Annotated in this window: 15 protein-coding genes; 8 read left to right on the forward strand and 7 right to left on the reverse strand. The window is 63.9% G+C overall.

The window, feature by feature from the left end:
- Positions 1-4 precede the first annotated feature (4 nt).
- The 4 genes from glcF to C1A35_RS13905 form a co-directional block, all read right to left on the reverse strand.
- A complete protein-coding gene (glcF, locus tag C1A35_RS13890) occupies positions 5-1,300 on the reverse strand; it encodes a glycolate oxidase subunit GlcF (protein ID WP_104664889.1) in 1,296 nt (431 codons plus the stop codon).
- Between the two features lie 110 nt (positions 1,301-1,410).
- Positions 1,411-1,791 carry a DUF4870 family protein gene (locus C1A35_RS13895; RefSeq protein WP_104664890.1) on the reverse strand — a complete coding sequence of 127 codons (381 nt, stop codon included), beginning with the start codon at positions 1,789-1,791 and terminating at the stop codon, positions 1,411-1,413.
- Positions 1,792-1,822: 31 nt separating this feature from the next.
- On the reverse strand, positions 1,823-3,034 hold the full coding sequence (glcE, locus tag C1A35_RS13900) for a glycolate oxidase subunit GlcE (protein WP_104664891.1): 1,212 nt from the start codon (positions 3,032-3,034) through the stop codon (positions 1,823-1,825).
- Positions 3,031-4,470, reverse strand: a complete 1,440-nt coding sequence (locus C1A35_RS13905) for an FAD-binding oxidoreductase (protein WP_104664892.1) — start codon at positions 4,468-4,470, stop codon at positions 3,031-3,033. Before C1A35_RS13905 ends, glcE begins: the two co-directional genes overlap by 4 nt.
- A 106-nt stretch (positions 4,471-4,576) precedes the next feature.
- On the opposite strand from C1A35_RS13905, the gene C1A35_RS13910 reads away from it, so the two are divergent.
- Entirely contained in the window at positions 4,577-5,473 is an 897-nt protein-coding gene (locus C1A35_RS13910; RefSeq protein WP_104664893.1) for a LysR family transcriptional regulator, read from the forward strand.
- A gap of 24 nt (positions 5,474-5,497) precedes the next feature.
- Here C1A35_RS13910 and C1A35_RS13915 read toward each other — a convergent pair whose 3' ends face one another.
- On the reverse strand, positions 5,498-6,736 hold the full coding sequence (locus tag C1A35_RS13915) for a DUF3422 family protein (RefSeq protein WP_440271523.1): 1,239 nt from the start codon (positions 6,734-6,736) through the stop codon (positions 5,498-5,500).
- Positions 6,737-7,062: 326 nt separating this feature from the next.
- On the opposite strand from C1A35_RS13915, the gene C1A35_RS13920 reads away from it, so the two are divergent.
- The 6 genes from C1A35_RS13920 (at position 7,063) to C1A35_RS13945 (ending at position 13,622) form a co-directional block, all read left to right on the forward strand.
- Positions 7,063-7,851 (forward strand): FadR/GntR family transcriptional regulator, encoded by a 789-nt coding sequence (locus C1A35_RS13920; RefSeq protein ID WP_104664895.1) that lies wholly within the window; start codon positions 7,063-7,065, stop codon positions 7,849-7,851.
- A gap of 301 nt (positions 7,852-8,152) precedes the next feature.
- Complete coding sequence (locus tag C1A35_RS13925; protein ID WP_104664896.1) at positions 8,153-8,659, forward strand: NUDIX hydrolase; 507 nt, start codon at positions 8,153-8,155, stop codon at positions 8,657-8,659.
- Between the two features lie 136 nt (positions 8,660-8,795).
- Positions 8,796-10,301: an inorganic phosphate transporter gene (locus tag C1A35_RS13930; protein ID WP_104664897.1), complete on the forward strand. Its 1,506-nt coding sequence runs from the start codon at positions 8,796-8,798 to the stop codon at positions 10,299-10,301.
- Positions 10,302-10,311: 10 nt separating this feature from the next.
- Positions 10,312-11,049 carry a 16S rRNA (uracil(1498)-N(3))-methyltransferase gene (locus tag C1A35_RS13935; RefSeq protein WP_104664898.1) on the forward strand — a complete coding sequence of 246 codons (738 nt, stop codon included), beginning with the start codon at positions 10,312-10,314 and terminating at the stop codon, positions 11,047-11,049.
- Positions 11,050-11,292: 243 nt separating this feature from the next.
- Positions 11,293-12,666 (forward strand): glutamate--cysteine ligase, encoded by a 1,374-nt coding sequence (locus tag C1A35_RS13940; RefSeq protein WP_104664899.1) that lies wholly within the window; start codon positions 11,293-11,295, stop codon positions 12,664-12,666.
- 125 nt (positions 12,667-12,791) lie between these two features.
- Positions 12,792-13,622 (forward strand): DUF937 domain-containing protein, encoded by an 831-nt coding sequence (locus tag C1A35_RS13945; RefSeq protein WP_104664900.1) that lies wholly within the window; start codon positions 12,792-12,794, stop codon positions 13,620-13,622.
- Positions 13,623-13,974: 352 nt separating this feature from the next.
- On the opposite strand, the gene C1A35_RS13950 is transcribed toward C1A35_RS13945, so the two are convergent.
- Entirely contained in the window at positions 13,975-14,265 is a 291-nt protein-coding gene (locus C1A35_RS13950; protein WP_104664901.1) for a DUF1127 domain-containing protein, read from the reverse strand.
- Between the two features lie 204 nt (positions 14,266-14,469).
- On the opposite strand from C1A35_RS13950, the gene C1A35_RS13955 reads away from it, so the two are divergent.
- Complete coding sequence (locus C1A35_RS13955; RefSeq protein ID WP_043618309.1) at positions 14,470-15,420, forward strand: LysR substrate-binding domain-containing protein; 951 nt, start codon at positions 14,470-14,472, stop codon at positions 15,418-15,420.
- A gap of 88 nt (positions 15,421-15,508) precedes the next feature.
- Here C1A35_RS13955 and katA read toward each other — a convergent pair whose 3' ends face one another.
- Positions 15,509-16,993 carry a catalase KatA gene (katA, locus tag C1A35_RS13960; RefSeq protein ID WP_104665066.1) on the reverse strand — a complete coding sequence of 495 codons (1,485 nt, stop codon included), beginning with the start codon at positions 16,991-16,993 and terminating at the stop codon, positions 15,509-15,511.
- Between the last annotated feature and the right edge of the window lie 168 nt (positions 16,994-17,161).

Below are 17,161 nucleotides of genomic sequence, written 5' to 3' on the forward strand. Positions count from 1 at the left end.
TGCCTCAGAGGCCGTCAGGCTTCGCCCCGCCATAGGCCCAGTCGAGCAATTCGACCGTATGCAGGATGGGGATTTTGGTGCCGCTGGCGATCTGGGTGATGCAGCCGATATTGCCGGTCGCAATCGCATCCGGCTTGGTCGCCTCGATATTCTTCACCTTGCGGACTTTGAGCTTCGCCGAGATTTCCGGCTGCAGGATGTTGTAGGTGCCGGCCGAACCGCAACAGAGATGCCCTTCGGCCGGATCGCGCACGACGAAGCCGGCGCGCTTCAAGAGCTGCTTTGGCGCGAGCGTGATCTTCTGGCCGTGCTGCATCGAACAGGCGGAATGATAGGCGAGCGTCATGCCCCGCGCTTCCTGCTCCGGCAGGTCGAGGGTCGCCAGATACTCCGTGATATCCTTGGCGAGCGCCGAGACCCGCGCTGCCTTTTCCGCATAGGCCGGGTCGAGCCTGAGCATGTGGCCATAGTCCTTGATCGTCGTTCCGCAACCCGAAGCGGTGATGACGATGGCGTCGAGCCCGCCCTCGTCGGCAACCTTGAGCCAGGCATCGACGTTGCGGCGGGCGGCTTCGAGCGCCTGGTTCTCGCGCCCCATGTGATGCACCAGGGCGCCACAGCAGCCTTCGCCGGCCGAAACGACCACCTCGATACCGAAGCGCGTCAGAAGCCTGATCGTCGCCTCGTTGATGCCCGGCTTCAGCACCGGCTGGGCGCAGCCGGACAGAAGCGCGACCCGGCCGACACGCTTGTCCTTGGGCGAATGAACGCCGGGCGCAGCCGAAGCGGAAGGCTCAGGCACGGCGCCTGGCGCCAGATCGAGCATCACGCCAAAGGTTTTCAGCAGCGGCATGCGCTTCATCAGGCCCGCGAGTGGCCGCGCCAACCCGGCCGCCTTCAGCGACAGGCGGAAGCGCTGGGGATAGGGCAGCACCGCTGCAAGCACCGAACGCGCCAGCCTGTCCTTGAACGGGCGCCGGTAGGTGTTCTCGATATGCACGCGCGCGTGGTCGACGAGGTGCATGTAGTCGACACCGGAGGGACAGGTGGTGGTGCAGGCGAGACACGACAGACAGCGGTCGATGTGGGTGACGGTTTCCTTGTCGGCCGCCCGGCCGTTCTCCAGCATGTCCTTGATGAGGTAGATGCGCCCGCGCGGGCTATCGAGTTCGTCGCCGAGTGTCACATAGGTCGGACAGGTCGCGGTGCAGAAACCGCAATGCACGCACTTGCGCAGGATAGCCTCGGATTCGGCCACGTGCGGATCGGCGAGCTGCGCGGGGGTAAAATTGGTCTGCAAATGCGAACTCCACTCTTCGTCCTGCGGAACCGGGCGCTCCGTGCCTCGGTCGATTGCACATTCTGATTTCGGCTTCCGTCGACCTTTCCGGTCTCCGGTCGCATGCCGGACTAGACCATCCAGCTTTCGGGGTTGGTGATCGGCTCTTCGCGTGCGGCCCTCTGCAGGCCGACGACACAGCGCACGACGATCCAGACGGCGGTGGCGATGAAGCCGAGGATGCCGACCAGCACCACCGTCAGCAACAGCGAGATCAAAAGGAACAGCAAGGATATCCAGAAGGTCCGGATCGCCCAGACATAGTGCGTCTGGACCCAGGGCGTGCCCTTGCCGCGATTGAGATAGGCCATGACCACGCCGATGATCGGCGTGATGCCCACCGCAAAGCCGACGAGATAAAGGACATAGATCACCTGGACATTGATCTTGCCCGGTTCCAGCCAGCGATCGGTCTCCCGGGAGAACGGTGTCTGCGGACCTTTGTCGCTCATACTTGTCTCTCCTGTTCCCTTGCGAAGGCGCTCAGGAAATCGCCGCCATGCGACCGGGATTGAAGATCCGGTGCGGGTCGAACTTCGCGCGGACGCGCTCGCTCAACTGTGCCACGGCCAAGGGTTGCGGTTCAAACGATGGAATGGCCTGGCGGTAGCTGTCATCGGCCCTGACGAGGGTCGCGTGGCCACCGCCGAGAACCTTGATGTAGCGGCGCACGAGTTCCGCCTCGGGATCGGCCTCCATGCGCAGCCAGACGAGGCCGCCCTGCCAATCGTAGAAGGCGTCGACGCCGGTCTGCAGCCGCAGGGCCGCAACCAGCTTGTGGCCGAGCGAAGGGGCGACGGAGACGCGCCAGAGCGGCTTCTTCGTGCCGTCGGCATAGGGTTTGACGTCGCGGATCTCAGTCCAAAGTCTTGAGGTCTGCGGCGCATCGAGCCGCGTCACCGCGCCGAAGCGGCCAACCGCCTGCATCAGCTTTTCAGCCCTGAACGCAACCGATGCCTCCAGCCCTTCGAGCCTGAGGACCGTCGCGGCGCCGTCCGGCAGCCCGCCGTCGAGGAACCGGCCGCATACGCTTTCCGGCAGATGCGCGGCACCGGAGACCTCCACTGTTTGCGCCATCGCCTCGGCCATGACGGCCGCAGCTTCGGCATCGTTGAGGCCCGAGACGACGATGGTCTCGGACGCCGGCGGCCGCGGCAGGACGCGAAAGGTGACTTCGGTGAGGATGCCGAGCGTGCCGTGCGAGCCGGCCAAAAGCTTGACCAGATCGAGGCCGGTGACGTTCTTCATCACCCGGCCGCCAGCCTTGATCGCCTCGCCCCCGCCGTTGACGAAGCGCACACCGAGCAGGCTGTCGCGCGCGGCGCCGGCGACGTAGCGCCTGGGGCCGGACACGTTGGCGGCGAAGACCCCGCCGATCGTCGGTTCGCCCGATGAGCTGAAAATCGGCCGATGGTCCATCGGCTCGAAGGCGAGCATCTGCCGGTTTTCGGCGAGCGCCTCGCCGATCTCGCGCAGCGGCGTTCCCGTAAGCGCGGTGATCGTCATCTCGGCCGGGTTGTAGCTGACGATGCCGGAAAGGCGGCGGGTCGACAGCACCCGGTCGGCGCGAACGGGATTACCGAGACCCGCGCGCGTGTTGCCGCCGATCACCGCGAGCGAGGCCCTGTCGGCCGCCATTGCGCGAATGACGGTCGCAATCCCCTCTTCACTGGCCGGTTCGAAATGCACGATCATGCGGCGGGACGCCCTTCAAGCGGGAAGACCTTGGACGGGTTCAGGATCCATTGCGGATCGAAGGCTGAGCGTGCCGCCATCTGCTGGTCGAGGTCGACCTGGTTGTATTGGTGCAGCATGAGGTCGCGCTTTTCGATGCCGACGCCGTGTTCGCCGGTCAGGCAGCCGCCGGCGTCGACGCAGAGTTTGAGGATGTCGTTGCCGGCGGCCTCCGCACGGGCCGCGTCTTCCGGGTCGTTGATGTTGTAGAGGATCAGCGGATGCATGTTGCCGTCGCCGGCGTGGAAGACATTGGCGACGCGCAGGCCGTAGCTCGCGACGATCTCGCCGGTGCGGGCAAGCACATGCGACAGCTGGCTGAGCGGCACGGTACCATCCATGCAGATATAGTCGGCGATGCGGCCGGTGGCGCCGAAGGCGGATTTCCGGCCCTTCCAGATCGCCGCCGCTTCCATCGCCGTCTGGCATTCCTTGATCGTCGCCACCCCATGGCGGCGGGCGACCGCGACGATGCTGGCAAGCATCGCATCCATTTCCGGTTCGGAGCCTTCGACCTCGACGATCAAGAGCGCCTCGACATCGAGCGGATAGCCGGCATGGGCGAAAGCTTCGCAGATCTCGATCGCCGGCTTGTCCATGAACTCGATCGCGACGGGGATGATGCCGGAGCCGATGACGTCGGCAACGCAGGCGCCGGCCGCTTCCGAAGAGGAAAAGCCGAAGAGCACGGGGCGCGCTCCCTCCGGCTTGGCGATCAGCCGCACCGTCGCCTCGGTGACGATGCCGAGCTGGCCCTCGGAGCCGCAGACGAGGCCGAGCAGATCGTAGCCGGCCGCATCGAGCGCCTTGCCGCCGAGTTCGACGACGGTGCCGTCGTAGAGCACCATCTTCACACCGAGCAGATTGTTGGTGGTGACGCCGTATTTCAGGCAATGGGCGCCGCCGGAATTCATGCCGATATTGCCGCCGATCGTGCAGGCAAGCTGCGAACTCGGGTCGGGCGCGTAAAAGAAGCCGTCGGCGGAAACGGCCTCGGATATGTTGAGGTTGGTAACGCCCGCCTGGACGGTCGCCGTGCGGTTGAAAAGGTCGACATCGAGGATGCGCGACATTTTCGAGAGGCCGATGACGACCGCATCCTCCTGCGGGATGGCCCCGCCGGAAAGCGACGTACCGGCGCCGCGCGGCACGACCGGAACGCCGTAGCGGCCGCAATACTTGAGGAGGGCGGCGACCTGCTCGGTCGTCTCCGGCAGAGCGACCGCGAGCGGCATGCGGCGATAGGCGATGAAGGCATCGGTCTCGAACGGCTTCAGCCCGCGCTCGTCGCTGATCAGACAGCCCGCCGGCAAGAGGTCCGAGAGGTCGGCGACAATCTCGCGGCGCCGGGCGATAACCTCTGGTTTCGGCTGCAGAAAACCGATCGTCTCCGCCATCAGTTCCTCCCGCCGCACATCGATTGGTTCATTTTCTTTACCACTAGGACAGAGCCCTCGCAAATGCTATTGAGCTTTTCCGTTTTGGAAACAATGGCAACGATTGATGACGAATTTAGGCGATCTTGAGATTTTTGCACGGGTCGTTTCCACAGGCAGCATGTCGGCCGCCGGCCGCGTGCTCGGGTTTTCCCCAGCAGTCATCTCCAAGCGCATCAAGAGGCTCGAAGATCGCCTCGGCACGCGCCTCCTGCAGCGTACGACCCGCCAGATCTCGCTGACGGAAGCCGGCCAGGGGTTTTACGACCGGGTGCTCGGGATTCTGACCGGGATCGAGGAGGCCGAGGCCTATGCATCGGGCCGCTCGTCGCATGCCATGGGGGTGCTGCGCATATCGGCGCCCACCTCCTTCGGCCGCATGCATATCGCTCCGCACCTGACGAAGTTCATGAAGGACCATCCGGACCTGAAGCTGCACATCGTGCTGACCGACGATTTCACCGACATCGTCGCCGAGGGCTTCGACATGGCGGTCCGGATCGGCGAACTCACGGATTCGTCGCTGGTTGCAAGGAAGCTCGCACCGGTGCGCCGGCTGCTTTGTGCCTCCCCGGACTATATTGCCCGCAACGGAGCGCCGACGGAGATCGGCGACCTCGCCAACCACCTCTGCCTGCCGGCGCACAACAACGACAACTGGAAGCTCGAAGGGCCGGAGGGCGCGCTGGTCTGGCACCCGGAGGGGCCGCTCGTCACCAATTCCTCCGAGATCGTGCGCGCCGCCGTCATTGCCGGCGCCGGCATTGCGCTCAGATCCACCTGGGATATCGGCCCGGAACTGCGCAGCGGCCAGCTGGTGCAGGTGTTGCCGCAATGGGAAGGCTCGAAGCAACTGACGCTCTCGGCGGTCTATCCGAGCCGCCAGTTCCTGCCGGCCAAGGTTCGCCTGTTCATCGACTACCTGGCCGCGCTCTACGGGCCGATCCCCTACTGGGAGCAGTAGGCGGCACGATATCCGCGCTCAGGGTTACTTGTGTTCACCTTCCTCATGATGACGGCGGATGCGGCGCACGATCAGCCACACGCCGGCAACGGCAAAGGGGACGGCGAGGCCGGTCAGTAGGCCGGGATCGATCGGCAGCTCATGACTGACTGCCTTGGCGAGATAACCGAAGAGCCCGACGACATAGTAGGAGATCGCCGCGACCGACAGGCCTTCGACCGTCTGCTGCAGGCGCAGTTGCAGCTTGGCGCGCCGGTCCATCGAGTTCAGAAGCGCGCTGTTCTGCCGCTCCAGCTCGACATCGACCCAGCTTCGAAGGAGCGCAGTGGCGCGGGCAAGCTTGCGCGACAGGTTGGCCTGGCGCTCCTCGACCGACTGGCAGGTGCGCATTGCCGGCGCCAGGCGGCGTTCGAGGAAGGTGCCGATGGTCTCGTAGCCCGGCACCGGCGTTTCGGCGAGCGTGCGGATGCGCTCCTGGACGATGCCGTAATAGGCGCGGCTGGCGCCGAAACGATAGAGGCTGAGGGCAGCACCGGCTTCGAGATCGGCGGCAAGCCGGGTGATTTCGGCCAGCATGTCGTCGGCCTCCTCGCGCACGTTTTCCTTCATGCGCTGGGTGATCCCGGTCAAGCCGTCCTCGGTCCGACGGATTTCCGGCGACAGCGACTGCGCAAGCGGCAGGCCCATCATCGCCAGCGTCCGGTAGGTCTCGATGTCGAGCAGGCGCTGAACGAGCGCGCCGGTACCGGCCTCGGTCATGCCGCGGTCGATCACCAGGATCTGGGTCAGGCCGTCGCCGTTCTGGCGAAAGTCCGTGACGATCACCGCCTGGCCATTCTTGGTCTCGCTGAAACAGAGGCTGGTCGGATCGAAGAGCTTGATCGCCTCGCGGGTTTCCGGCGTATCCGGCCTGATTTCGAGCCGGATGCCCGAGATCAGCGAGCCCGGCGGAGAGAATCCGTCGCCGAAGGGGTGGATCGGCACCTCACCGCCGAACTGCTCCGGCGGCGGCGCGTCCCAGAAATAGGTGGAGAATTCGGTGTGACGCTCCCAGCGCAGCGTGCCCTGCCCCCAGGGCATGGCGTGATGGTTGGCGTCCCGCCCGGGCGGTGCGATGCCGCGGGCGCGTGTCAGTTCCGACAGCACGGCATGATCGACGATCGAGCCGCCGTCCGTCAGGAAGGCGAGCTGAAAGATCACCCGCGGCGTGGTCACCAGCGCATAGGGGCGCGAATGAACCTCGCCCAAGGCCACGGCGCGCATCGGCGCCACCGGAAATGCAAAACTACCCTTTGCCACGAAGCGCTTGCCCCCCTCACGCGTCCATCACGACTTTCTTATCAACGGAAAGAGCAAAAGATCAAAGGACGCATTGCCGCAGTTTGACTTTTGTCAGTCGTATCCCCAAGGGCGCCTCCAAGTGGACAATCAAATTGACCACTTTGCGCGACCTGCCTAGATTGCGCCCCTTGACGGGAAGAGACGCTGCCCCGCGTTCCCGTTTCCGCCGCTCTTGCCGCCGGCAAACCGACCATCGCGACGATTTCGGAAGAACCCCGGCCGAAGTCCTCGGGATCTGGAGACCAGACGTGACCGAAGACCAGATCGACCTTTTCGCCCGCATCAGCCACAGCCGCACGGCGGACGAGGTCGTGCAGCAGATCGAGCTTCTGATCCTCGAAGGCGTCTTGCGCGATGGCGACCGGTTGCCCGGCGAACGGGAGCTTTCCAAGCGTTTCGACGTGTCGCGGCCGATCCTGCGCGAGGCGCTGAAGGAACTCGAGGGGCGCGGCCTCGTCGAAAGCCGTCACGGCGGCGGGACCTTCGTCGCCGACGTCGTCGGGCAGATCTTCTCCAGGCCGCTGATCGATCTCATCGCCCGCCATCACAAGGCGACCCAGGATTATCTCGAATACCGGCGCGAGCTCGAGGGACTGACCGCGGAGCTGGCCGCCACCCGCGCCACGGATTACGACCGCGACATGCTGACGAGCATCATCGAGCGCATGCGCAAAGCGCACGCCGCCGGCGATTTCGACTCCGAACTCGAAGCCGATATCGAACTGCACCAGGCGATCGGCGAGAGCGCCCACAACATCATTCTGCTGCACACGCTACGCGCCTGCTACCGGCTGCTGCAGCAGGGCATATTCTTCCATCGCAATTCGGTGTTCGATGCGCCCGGAGCACGCGACCGGCTGCTCGCCCAGCACGAGGCGATCTACGAGGCGATCATGGCGAGGGATCCGGCGCAGGCGAAGGCCGCTTCGCAGAGCCATATCGACTTCGTCGCCGCCGCCACGCGCGAGGCGGAACGCACGGGAGAATGGAACCGCATCGCCCGGCTGCGCATGCAGCAGCGCGACCGCGCGAGCTGAAGCGGCGGCCTGCGTCCCGCACGCACCACGCCCGTCGCCGGCTCCCCCAATCGCGCTTGTGATCTCGCTCCGTTCCAAGCCGCAATCAATTGTGATCAGAGACCAACGCACGGTTGTCGCGCGGTTTGCAAACTTGCCGCGAAAACACCATATCCTGTCGTATCCAGACCACAGTTCTGCGGAAAGCAGGCTGCATATCCGGCTGCCACAGGACCGCGACATTTACACGCTACAGGACGCTGCCATACTGGCCTGCACAGCAAATGAGGCCACTGATTCGCCGAGAGGAGCACAGACGACCTTGAACTTCTTGAACAGGCTCGCATCCGATGTCCAATTGATGCTGCGTCGACCGGCGCGCATGCAGTACGCTGCGCTCTGCTATCGGATCCGCAAGAAGACCAAGGCCCTCGAGATCCTCCTGATCACCAGCCGCGATACCGGCCGCTGGGTCATTCCCAAGGGGTGGCCGATGCAGGGCAAGCGCGCCCATGAAGTGGCGGAGCGCGAAGCCTATGAGGAAGCAGGCGTGAAGGGGCATGTGCAGAAGGCGACTGCCGGCTACTATCTCTATCAGAAGCGCATGGACCACGGCCTCAAGATTTCGGTCAAGGTGCAGGTCCACGCGCTTGAAGTCGACGATCTCTGCAAGCATTTCCCCGAGGAAGGGCGCCGGCAGCTCGAATGGGTCGACTACAAGGAAGCGGCCTTACGGGTCGACGAGCCTTCGCTGAAAGACCTCATCCTTGCCTTCGGCGAACGCATGAACACCTCCTCGGCAGCGCTGCCGAAGGCCGTGAACGGCTAGCCTTGACAAGCAATCGGTGGCGCCATCGGTGGGCTGAAGGCAAGTTCCCGACGCGCGCTGCATCGACGCCCATCAAATCCCCTTGAATGCGTGTTGCTGTGGCCTTAGTGGCCGTGGTGACAATGGAGTACCGGCATTGGCCAACCCGCGCGCGCGCCTCGCGAAGCAGACGATCGACAAAGACCTCGACAAGCTCAGCCTTGCCGAGGAAGCCTCGCAGCATGTCAAGCGGAGCTTGGCCGCACCGGCGCTTGCGGGGCTGTTCCTGCTTCTCAGCATGGCTTTCGCCGCGAGCTTCGTGACGAGTTCCACAAGCGCGCCGATCATCATCGCCGCGGCGGCGATCGCCGGCTACATGGCCATGAACATCGGCGCCAACGACGTGACCAACAACGTGGGCGCAGCCGTCGGCGCCAAGGCGATGTCGTTGGTGACGGCGCTGACGATCGCGGCCGTCTTCGAGGTCGCCGGCGCCTTGCTCGCCGGACGACAGGTCGCGCTGACGATCGAAGCGGGCATCGTTTATGGCGAAGACGTGCTTGGACCGCAGGCAATCGTGTGGATCATGATGTCGGCCCTGGCCTCTGCTGCGGCCTGGATCAACATCGCCACCTACTCCGGGGCGCCGGTCTCGACCACGCACTCGATCATAGGCGGCATCGTCGGCGCGGGCATCGCCGCTGCCGGTTTCTCCAGCGTCCAATGGTGGTCGCTTGCCGGGATCACGCTCAGTTGGTCGGTCTCGCCGCTCCTCGGCGGCGCAATCGCCGCCGCCTTCCTCGCCTTCCTCAAGGAATTCATCATCTATCGCGAGGACAAGATCGCCGCCGCCAGGCGATGGATGCCGGTCATCCTCGGCGTGACCGCCGGCTGCTTCACCGCCTACCTCGCCGTGATTGCGCTGGTGCAAGTGGCCGCAATCACCATGCTCGTGGGTCTCGCCGCCGGCGTCGTCGCGGGCTTCGCGGTCTATCTGCAGGCGAAGCCGTGGATCCAACGGCAATCGGAGGGTCTCGACAACCGCAACCAGTCGCTGCGCAAGCTCTTCCGGCTGCCCTTGATCGTGGCTGCGGCGCTGCTCTCCTTCGCGCACGGCGCCAACGACGTCTCGAACGCGATCGGCCCGTTGTCGGCGATCGTTTCGGCGCTCGACGGGGTCATCGCGACGGAAAAGTCACCGGCCCCGCTCTGGGAACTGGCGATCGGCGCGCTCGGCATTTCGATCGGCCTTCTGCTCTACGGTCCGAAGCTTATCCGCGTCGTCGGCCAGGAGATCACCAAGCTCAATCCGATGCGCGCCTTCTGCGTGGCGCTCGCCACGGCCGTCACGGTGCTTCTGGCATCGGCGCTCGGTCTGCCGATCAGTTCGACGCATACGGCCGTCGGCGCCGTCTTCGGCGTCGGCTTCTTCCGCGAATGGTACATCCGCAATTCCAAACGACGGCTCGAATACGTCCGGCAAAAGACGGGACAGACCGACTTCATGGAATCGGCTGAAACGAATTTTGCCGAGGTGCGTCGCCGCCGCCTCGTCCGCCGCTCGCATTTCCTGACGATCGTCGGCGCCTGGGTCATCACCGTTCCGGCGTCGGCCGCGCTTTCGGCGGTGCTCTATTTCATCCTCTCCGGCATTTTCATGTGAAGGTTCCTCTATGCGCGCCAATTTTCGCATGCAGCGACTGTTTGTCGAACATCCCCTCAAGACGGGCCTGGCTCACGAAGCGAGCAAGGAACAGTTCAATTACCTGGTGAACGTGTTGCGCTACGAAGAGGGCGCCTCGATCCTCGTCTTCAACGGACGCGACGGCGAGTGGCGGGCGGAGCTTTCCTTCGCGACCAAGAAGAAGCTGGTGCTGACATCCGTCGAGCAGACGCGCCCGCAGCCGCAGCCTTGCGATCTCGTCTATCTCTTTGCGCCGCTCAAGGTCGGGCGGCTCGACTATCTGGTGCAGAAGGCCGTCGAGATGGGTGCCGGCCTGTTGCAGCCGGTCATGACCCAGCATGTCCAGGGCAAGCTCGGCAACATCGAGCGGGTGCGTGCCAACGTCATCGAGGCGGCCGAGCAATGCGGCGTGCTCGGCATCCCCGATGTCCAGGAACCGCGCCGGCTCGAAGACGTGCTTTCGACATGGTCCAGCGACCGGCGCATCATCTTCTGCGACGAAGGCAGCGACAGCCAGAATCCGCTGCCTATCCTTGCCGGCATCAAGGAAAAGAAGCTCGCGCTGCTGATCGGCCCGGAAGGCGGTTTCTCGGACGCCGAGCGCACGCTCTTGCGCAGTCTCGATTTCGTCACGGCCATTCCGCTCGGGCCCCGCATCCTCAGGGCCGACACGGCAGCCGTCGCCGCCATGGCGGTCATCCAGGCCACTGTCGGCGACTGGCGATAGCCGGTCGCTCAGGGGCAAATTGAGCGTCGCGCGCTCCCCTAGAAGAAGACAGCCCGTCAGACAAGGCAGGGTTGGGTCGACGATACCCACTTCCACGGTGCTTGCTCCAGAGCAAGCAATCGTCCTACTTTTTTTGATGAGATCTTGAAAGAAATTGACTTGCACCGCACCTGATTACGGTTCAAGCAGCCTCCATCAACTCCCGCTAACCTGCGGGAACCGCCCAAACAAAAGAAGACGCTCATGGCCCGAGATACCACCGACCAGACGCCGGTAACCTCTGTCGCTGACCTGACCGCCTACCTGGCAGAAGGTTCGAAACCGGAGGAGCGGTTCCGGATCGGCACGGAGCACGAAAAGTTCGCCTTCTTTAAGGCGGACAACAGCCCCGTTCCCTATTTCGGCAAGGCGAGCATCCAGGCGCTTCTGAACGGCATGGCGGCCAAGAGCGGCTGGGAACCGATCATCGACGAAGGCAACATCATCGGCCTTGCCGAACAGTCGGGCAATGGCGCGATCTCGCTGGAACCCGGTGGACAGTTCGAACTTTCCGGCGCGCCGCTCGAAAACCTGCACCAGACCTGCAGGGAATCGAACCAGCATCTCGCCGTGCTGCGCGAAGTCGCAGAACCGCTCGGCATCCGCTTCCTCGGCATCGGCGGCAGCCCGAAGTGGACCTTTGCCGAGACGCCGCGCATGCCGAAATCGCGCTACGGCATCATGAGCCGCTACATGCCCAAGGTCGGCACCAAGGGCCTCGACATGATGTACCGCACCTGTACGATCCAGGTGAACCTCGACTTCTCCTCGGAAGAGGACATGCGCCGCAAGATGCAGGTGTCGCTGAAGCTGCAGCCGCTCTCGACGGCGCTGTTTGCAAGCTCGCCCTTTACCGACGGCAAGCCGAACGGGCTGTTGTCCTGGCGCGGCGACATCTGGCGCGACACCGACAACCAGCGCGCCGGACTGTTGCCATCGGCGTTCCGCCCCGATTTCGGCTTTGCCGACTACGTCGAATGGGCGCTCGACGTGCCGATGTATTTCGTCGTGCGCGACGGCCACTATCACGATTGTACCCATGTCACCTTCCGTCAGTTCATGAACGGCGCGCTGAAGGGCGAGATCGCCGACTGGCAGCCGAACATGGGCGACTGGACCAACCATCTCTCGACGCTGTTCCCCGACGTGCGCCTGAAGCGCTTCCTCGAAATGCGCGGCGCCGATGGCGGCCCGTGGCGGCGGATCTGCGCGCTGCCGGCCTTCTGGGTCGGCCTGCTCTACGACCGCGAGGCGCTCGACGCCGCCGAGGCGCTGACGCGCGACTGGACCTTTGAAGAGGTCAGCGCCATGCGCGATCAGGTGCCGGTTGAAGCACTCGCAACCAAGTTCCGCACCGGCAACCTCTATGATATCGCCCGCGAGGTCATCGCCATTTCCCGCGGCGGGCTCAAGCGCCGCAACCGGCTGAACGGCGACGGCATCGACGAGAGCCAGTTCCTGGCGCCGCTCGACGAGGTTCTCGCCAAGAAGGCGACGCTCGCCGAAGACCTTTTGGCGCTCTACAAGGGTCGCTGGAACGGCTCGGTCGATCCGGTCTTCACCGAATACCAGTACTAAGGCGGAGATAGGCGCGCGACGCCTGTCGCGCCCTCTCAAAAAGCGGTTCCCAGTCTCCGATTTCCCGTTATAGTGCAAGGATATGCGTCGCTTAGAGCGCCGCGCGTCCATAAAGGGGAACTGGGATGGCACCGCTTTTCGATATGTTCGCGCAGGCGCAGAACGGCAAGGCCATCGAGCTGATGGCACAACAGTTCGGCATCGCCCAGGAGCAGATGACGAAGGCGACGGCGGCGCTGCTGCCGGCCTTCTCTGCAGCCTTCAAGCGAAACACCGCCAACCCCTACGACTTCGGCGCCTTGCTGACGGCGCTTGGCAGCGGCAACTACGCCAAATACTTCGAAGACATGAGCCAGGCCTTCACGCCGCAGGGCATGGCCGACGGCAACGGCGTTCTCGGGCAACTGTTCGGCTCGAAGGAAATGTCGCGTGCGATCGCCGCGCAGGCTGCCCAGATCACCGGTATCAGCCAGGAAATCTACAAGCAGATGCTGCCTGTCATGGCCGATACGCTGATGGGCGGGCTGTTCAAGCAGACGACCGGGCAGTTTGCAGCCGCGGGCGATGCCTTTGCCAACAATCCCATGGCTGCGGCCATGCGCCAGTGGATGGAGGCCGCCGGCTTTGCCAAGAAGCCGGAACCGCAGCCGAACCCGTTCGACAATCCCTTTACACAGGCGATGCAGGGTTTCTTCGGCATGGCTGCGAAGAAGGACGAGAAGCCGAAGTCGGCAGACGTCTTTGCCGACAACCCCTTCGTCAAGGCCTTCCAGGACATGATGCAGGCGGGTGCGGCCGGCGCGCAAAAGCCGGCCCCAGACAATCCGGCGCTGGCCCAGTTCTCTCAGGTCATGAACAGCATGTTCGACACCGGGCTGGAGATGCAGAAGGAATACCAGAAGAACGTCGAGGCGCTGTTCGACCTCTACAAGACCGGCCCCGGCGCGAAGAGCTGAGGCGCGCCCTTCCCGCCATAACCTTCTGCACCAGCGTCGGATGCGGCGATCGTCCGCGCCTGCAGGCGTCGGCGTGTTGCTTTGAAAGTTTCGAAAAGAAAAAGGCCCGGTACATGTCTTGGTCATGCACCGGGCCAAGCGGCAGGGTCTATTGGCTCTACCCTGCGGGGAACGTTTCGGCGCGCGACCCGATGGTCAGCAGCACCAAACTCTGAAATTCGCAGCATGATCCGCGGCGGCGGCAGGCTTTCGCGGATCATGCTCGACTGGCACACCCTAAGCGGCGGGATGCGCCGTGAAGCGGGCCGAGGATGCGGTTTCCCGCCTTCATCCCGCTCCAACTCGTCAACGGTCAGTCGTGGCGGGTCCCCTTGTAGAAGAGGCTCGCGCGGTTTCGCGAGGCGCGGGTCAGATAACTCGCCGGATTGTCGAAGAAGGGCGAGGTGATCGCCTCGCGCAGATCTTCTCTCTTCAGCCCCATGTCGAGGAGCTGACGGTCATCCAGGTCATTCAGACGGCCGATCGCGTATCGATTGCGGAGTTGCTGCCATACGGACGTCAGCATGCCTGTCACGCCGACGGCGCGGAAGGCATAGGACTGCTTTCCTGCAACGAGGTCGAGAGCGGGCTGGGTCGTGCGCATGACAATTCTCCTTTCAGGCACGAAGAGGCCCATCCCCTGCGAGGGAGGTCAAACGCAGGGGCGGGCCAAAGGGGTTGGGAAAACCGGCGAATGCCGGCCGGGGATCGATGAATTTGCCCCCAATTGATCGCAAATCCTTATTGATCAGTCCAACGAATGTTTTTAATGATATTCATCAAACAATCTTATGGATGCATCACGGCCATGTCCGCACCCCTTGATATCGATCAGCTCCAGACCTTTGTCGCGATCGCCGACACGGGCAGCTTCACCAAGGCGGCCGACCGGGTCTTCAAGACCCAATCCGCCGTTTCCATGCAGATGCGCCGCCTGGAAGAGCGCATCGGCAAGGCGCTCTTCATGAAGGACGGCCGCGGCAACCGGCTGACGGTCGAGGGCGACCGACTGCTCAACTTCGCGCGCCGCATGATCCGCCTCAACAACGAGGCGATCGCTTCCTTCGACGACAATCGCCTCGAAGGCACATTGCGCATCGGCACGCCCGACGACTATGCCGACCGTTACATGCCCGAGATCATCATGCGTTTCGCCAAGACGCATCCCAATGTCGAACTCTACATCGTCTGCGAGCCTTCCGTCGACCTTGCGGAGAAGATGGCCAAGGGCGACCTCGACATCGCGCTCGTGACGCACAATCCACGTGCCCGCGCTTCGGACGTCGTGCGGACCGAGCCGCTCTGCTGGGTGAGCTCGATCAACCATCCGCTGCCCGAGAATGCACCAATCCCGCTTGCCGTCGGCCGGCGCGACTGTCTGTGGCGGCAGGCCGCCTGCGCCGCACTCGACGCCACCGGACGCGAGTACCAGATCCTGTTCACCAGCTGGTCGTCGACGGTCGTCGCCGCCGCGGTGCTTGCCGGCATGGCCGTCTCTGTCCTGCCGGAATCGGCGCTTCGGCCTGGCATGAAGGTGCTGACGCTCGCCGACGGCTTCCCGGCGCTGGCGCCGGTGCAGATCGGCATCATGAAGCGGCCGGGGCTTTCGCCGTCGCTGTCGAATGCGATCAGCAATCACATTACCGCCTGCCTCGACAACATCACGCCGATCAGTGCCAACGACGACCTCGAGGCCGACATCAAGGGCTTCCCGCGTTATCCGCGTCTGAGGCAGAGCCACATGCTGCCGGGCTGGTAAAAGCGCGCGCAGAACACAAGAAAGGGCCACGCACCCGCAGGTACGTGGCCCTTTCTCTTTTCGGCGCCTGCCCAAGCGCCGGCCCTGCCTATTCGGCAGCGGTGCTGACGGCCTCGGCTTCGTAGCCGTAGGCGGCACGAAGCGCCGCGCGCACGCCGGCCTCATAGTCCGGATGGACAAGCTTGAAATGCGCAAGCTGGCGCTCGACGATCAGCCCCGGCACACCGCCCATCGCGGCTGCGATGTTGGCAAACAGCCGCGCCTTCTGGCCGGCGTCGAACAGGTTGAACAGCGCCCGCGGCTGGCTGTAGTCGTCGTTGCCCTCGCGGTGGTCGAAGCGCGCCATGTCGCCGCTGATGCGCAGCGGCGGCTCCATCGCGGAGGGCTGCTCGACCGGACCGTTGAACGAGTTCGGCTCGTAGTAAGCATCCGGATTGCCCGTCTGGATGCCCCCGAACGTGTTCATCTGGCCGTCGCGGTGATAGTGATGCACCGGGCATTTCGGCCGGTTGACCGGGATGTGCTCGTAGTGTGTGCCGAGCCGATAGCGGTGGGCGTCGGCATAGGAGAACAGCCGGGCCTGCAGCATCTTGTCCGGGGAAAAACCGATGCCCGGCACGATGTTGGACGGCGAAAAGGCGGCATTCTCCACCTCGGCGAAATAGTTCTCCGGATTGCGGTTGAGTTCCAGCACGCCGACCTCGATCGGCGGATAGTCCGCATGAGGCCAGACCTTGGTGACGTCGAAGGGATTGTAGGGGGTCTTTTCCGCCTCGAGCTCGGGCATGATCTGCACCTGAAGCGTCCAGCGCGGATGGTTGCCCTCCTCGATCGCGCCATAGAGCGCTTCCTGGTAGCTCTCGCGCGTCCGGCCGATCACATCGGCAGCCTCGGCGTTCGTATGGTGCTTGTGGCCATGCTGGGTCTTGAAATGAAACTTGACCCAATAGCGCTCGCCGGCGTCGTTCCAGAGCGAGAAGGTGTGCGAGCCATAACCGTTCATGTGCAGCGGCGAGACCGGACACCCGCGGTCGGACATCAGGATCGTCACCTGGTGCAGGCTTTCCGGCGACAGCGACCAGAAATCCCACATGGCGGTCGCCGAACGCAGGTTGGTCTTCGGGTGGCGCTTCTGGGTGTGGATGAAGTCGGGGAATTTGTAGGCATCGCGGACGAAGAAGATCGGCGTGTTGTTGCCGACGAGGTCCCAGTTGCCCTCAGGCGTATAGAACTTCAGCGCAAAGCCGCGCACGTCGCGTTCGGCGTCAGCAGCGCCCAGTTCACCGGCAACGGTCGAGAACCGCGCCAGCATCGGGGTCTCGGCGCCCGGCTGCAGAACCTTGGCCCTGGTGTATTTCGAGATATCGCCGGTTATCTTCAGCGTGCCATAGGCGCCCCAGCCCTTGGCATGCACGGCGCGCTCGGGAATGCGCTCGCGGTTTTGATGCGACAGCTTCTCGATAAGCTGGTAGTCCTGCATCATGACGCCGCCACGCGGGCCGGCCGTCAGCGAATTCTGGTTGTCCGGCACCGGGGCTCCGGCGCTTGTCGTCAGTATGGGGCGATCAGACATGGCGTCCTCCTTCAAAAGGGTTTCACGTTCGGATGGGACCGGCGGCAGCAACGGCGACTGCCGGCTGCAAAATGTGCGGCGCTCAAAGCCCGAACGCTTTGGCAGGAGTTTTTCCCACAGCGCTTCGATAATCTCCAATTGCATAAAAATTAAAAATCGATAGGATTT

Origin of the sequence: Ensifer adhaerens, assembly GCF_002940685.1 — a bacterium.
GTDB classification, from domain to species: Bacteria; Pseudomonadota; Alphaproteobacteria; order Rhizobiales; family Rhizobiaceae; genus Ensifer; species Ensifer adhaerens_E.

Coding starts and splice junctions, on each gene's coding strand:
- C1A35_RS13905 (WP_104664892.1), bottom strand. CDS start 4,470: ATGGCGGAGACGATCGGTTTTCTGCAGCCGAAACCAGAGGTTATCGCC.
- C1A35_RS13910 (WP_104664893.1), top strand. CDS start 4,577: ATGACGAATTTAGGCGATCTTGAGATTTTTGCACGGGTCGTTTCCACA.
- glcE (WP_104664891.1), bottom strand. CDS start 3,034: ATGATCGTGCATTTCGAACCGGCCAGTGAAGAGGGGATTGCGACCGTC.
- C1A35_RS13915 (WP_440271523.1), bottom strand. CDS start 6,736: ATGCGCGCCGTGGCCTTGGGCGAGGTTCATTCGCGCCCCTATGCGCTG.
- C1A35_RS13945 (WP_104664900.1), top strand. CDS start 12,792: ATGGCACCGCTTTTCGATATGTTCGCGCAGGCGCAGAACGGCAAGGCC.
- C1A35_RS13935 (WP_104664898.1), top strand. CDS start 10,312: ATGCGCGCCAATTTTCGCATGCAGCGACTGTTTGTCGAACATCCCCTC.
- C1A35_RS13940 (WP_104664899.1), top strand. CDS start 11,293: ATGGCCCGAGATACCACCGACCAGACGCCGGTAACCTCTGTCGCTGAC.
- katA (WP_104665066.1), bottom strand. CDS start 16,993: ATGTCTGATCGCCCCATACTGACGACAAGCGCCGGAGCCCCGGTGCCG.
- C1A35_RS13895 (WP_104664890.1), bottom strand. CDS start 1,791: ATGAGCGACAAAGGTCCGCAGACACCGTTCTCCCGGGAGACCGATCGC.
- C1A35_RS13950 (WP_104664901.1), bottom strand. CDS start 14,265: ATGCGCACGACCCAGCCCGCTCTCGACCTCGTTGCAGGAAAGCAGTCC.
- C1A35_RS13955 (WP_043618309.1), top strand. CDS start 14,470: ATGTCCGCACCCCTTGATATCGATCAGCTCCAGACCTTTGTCGCGATC.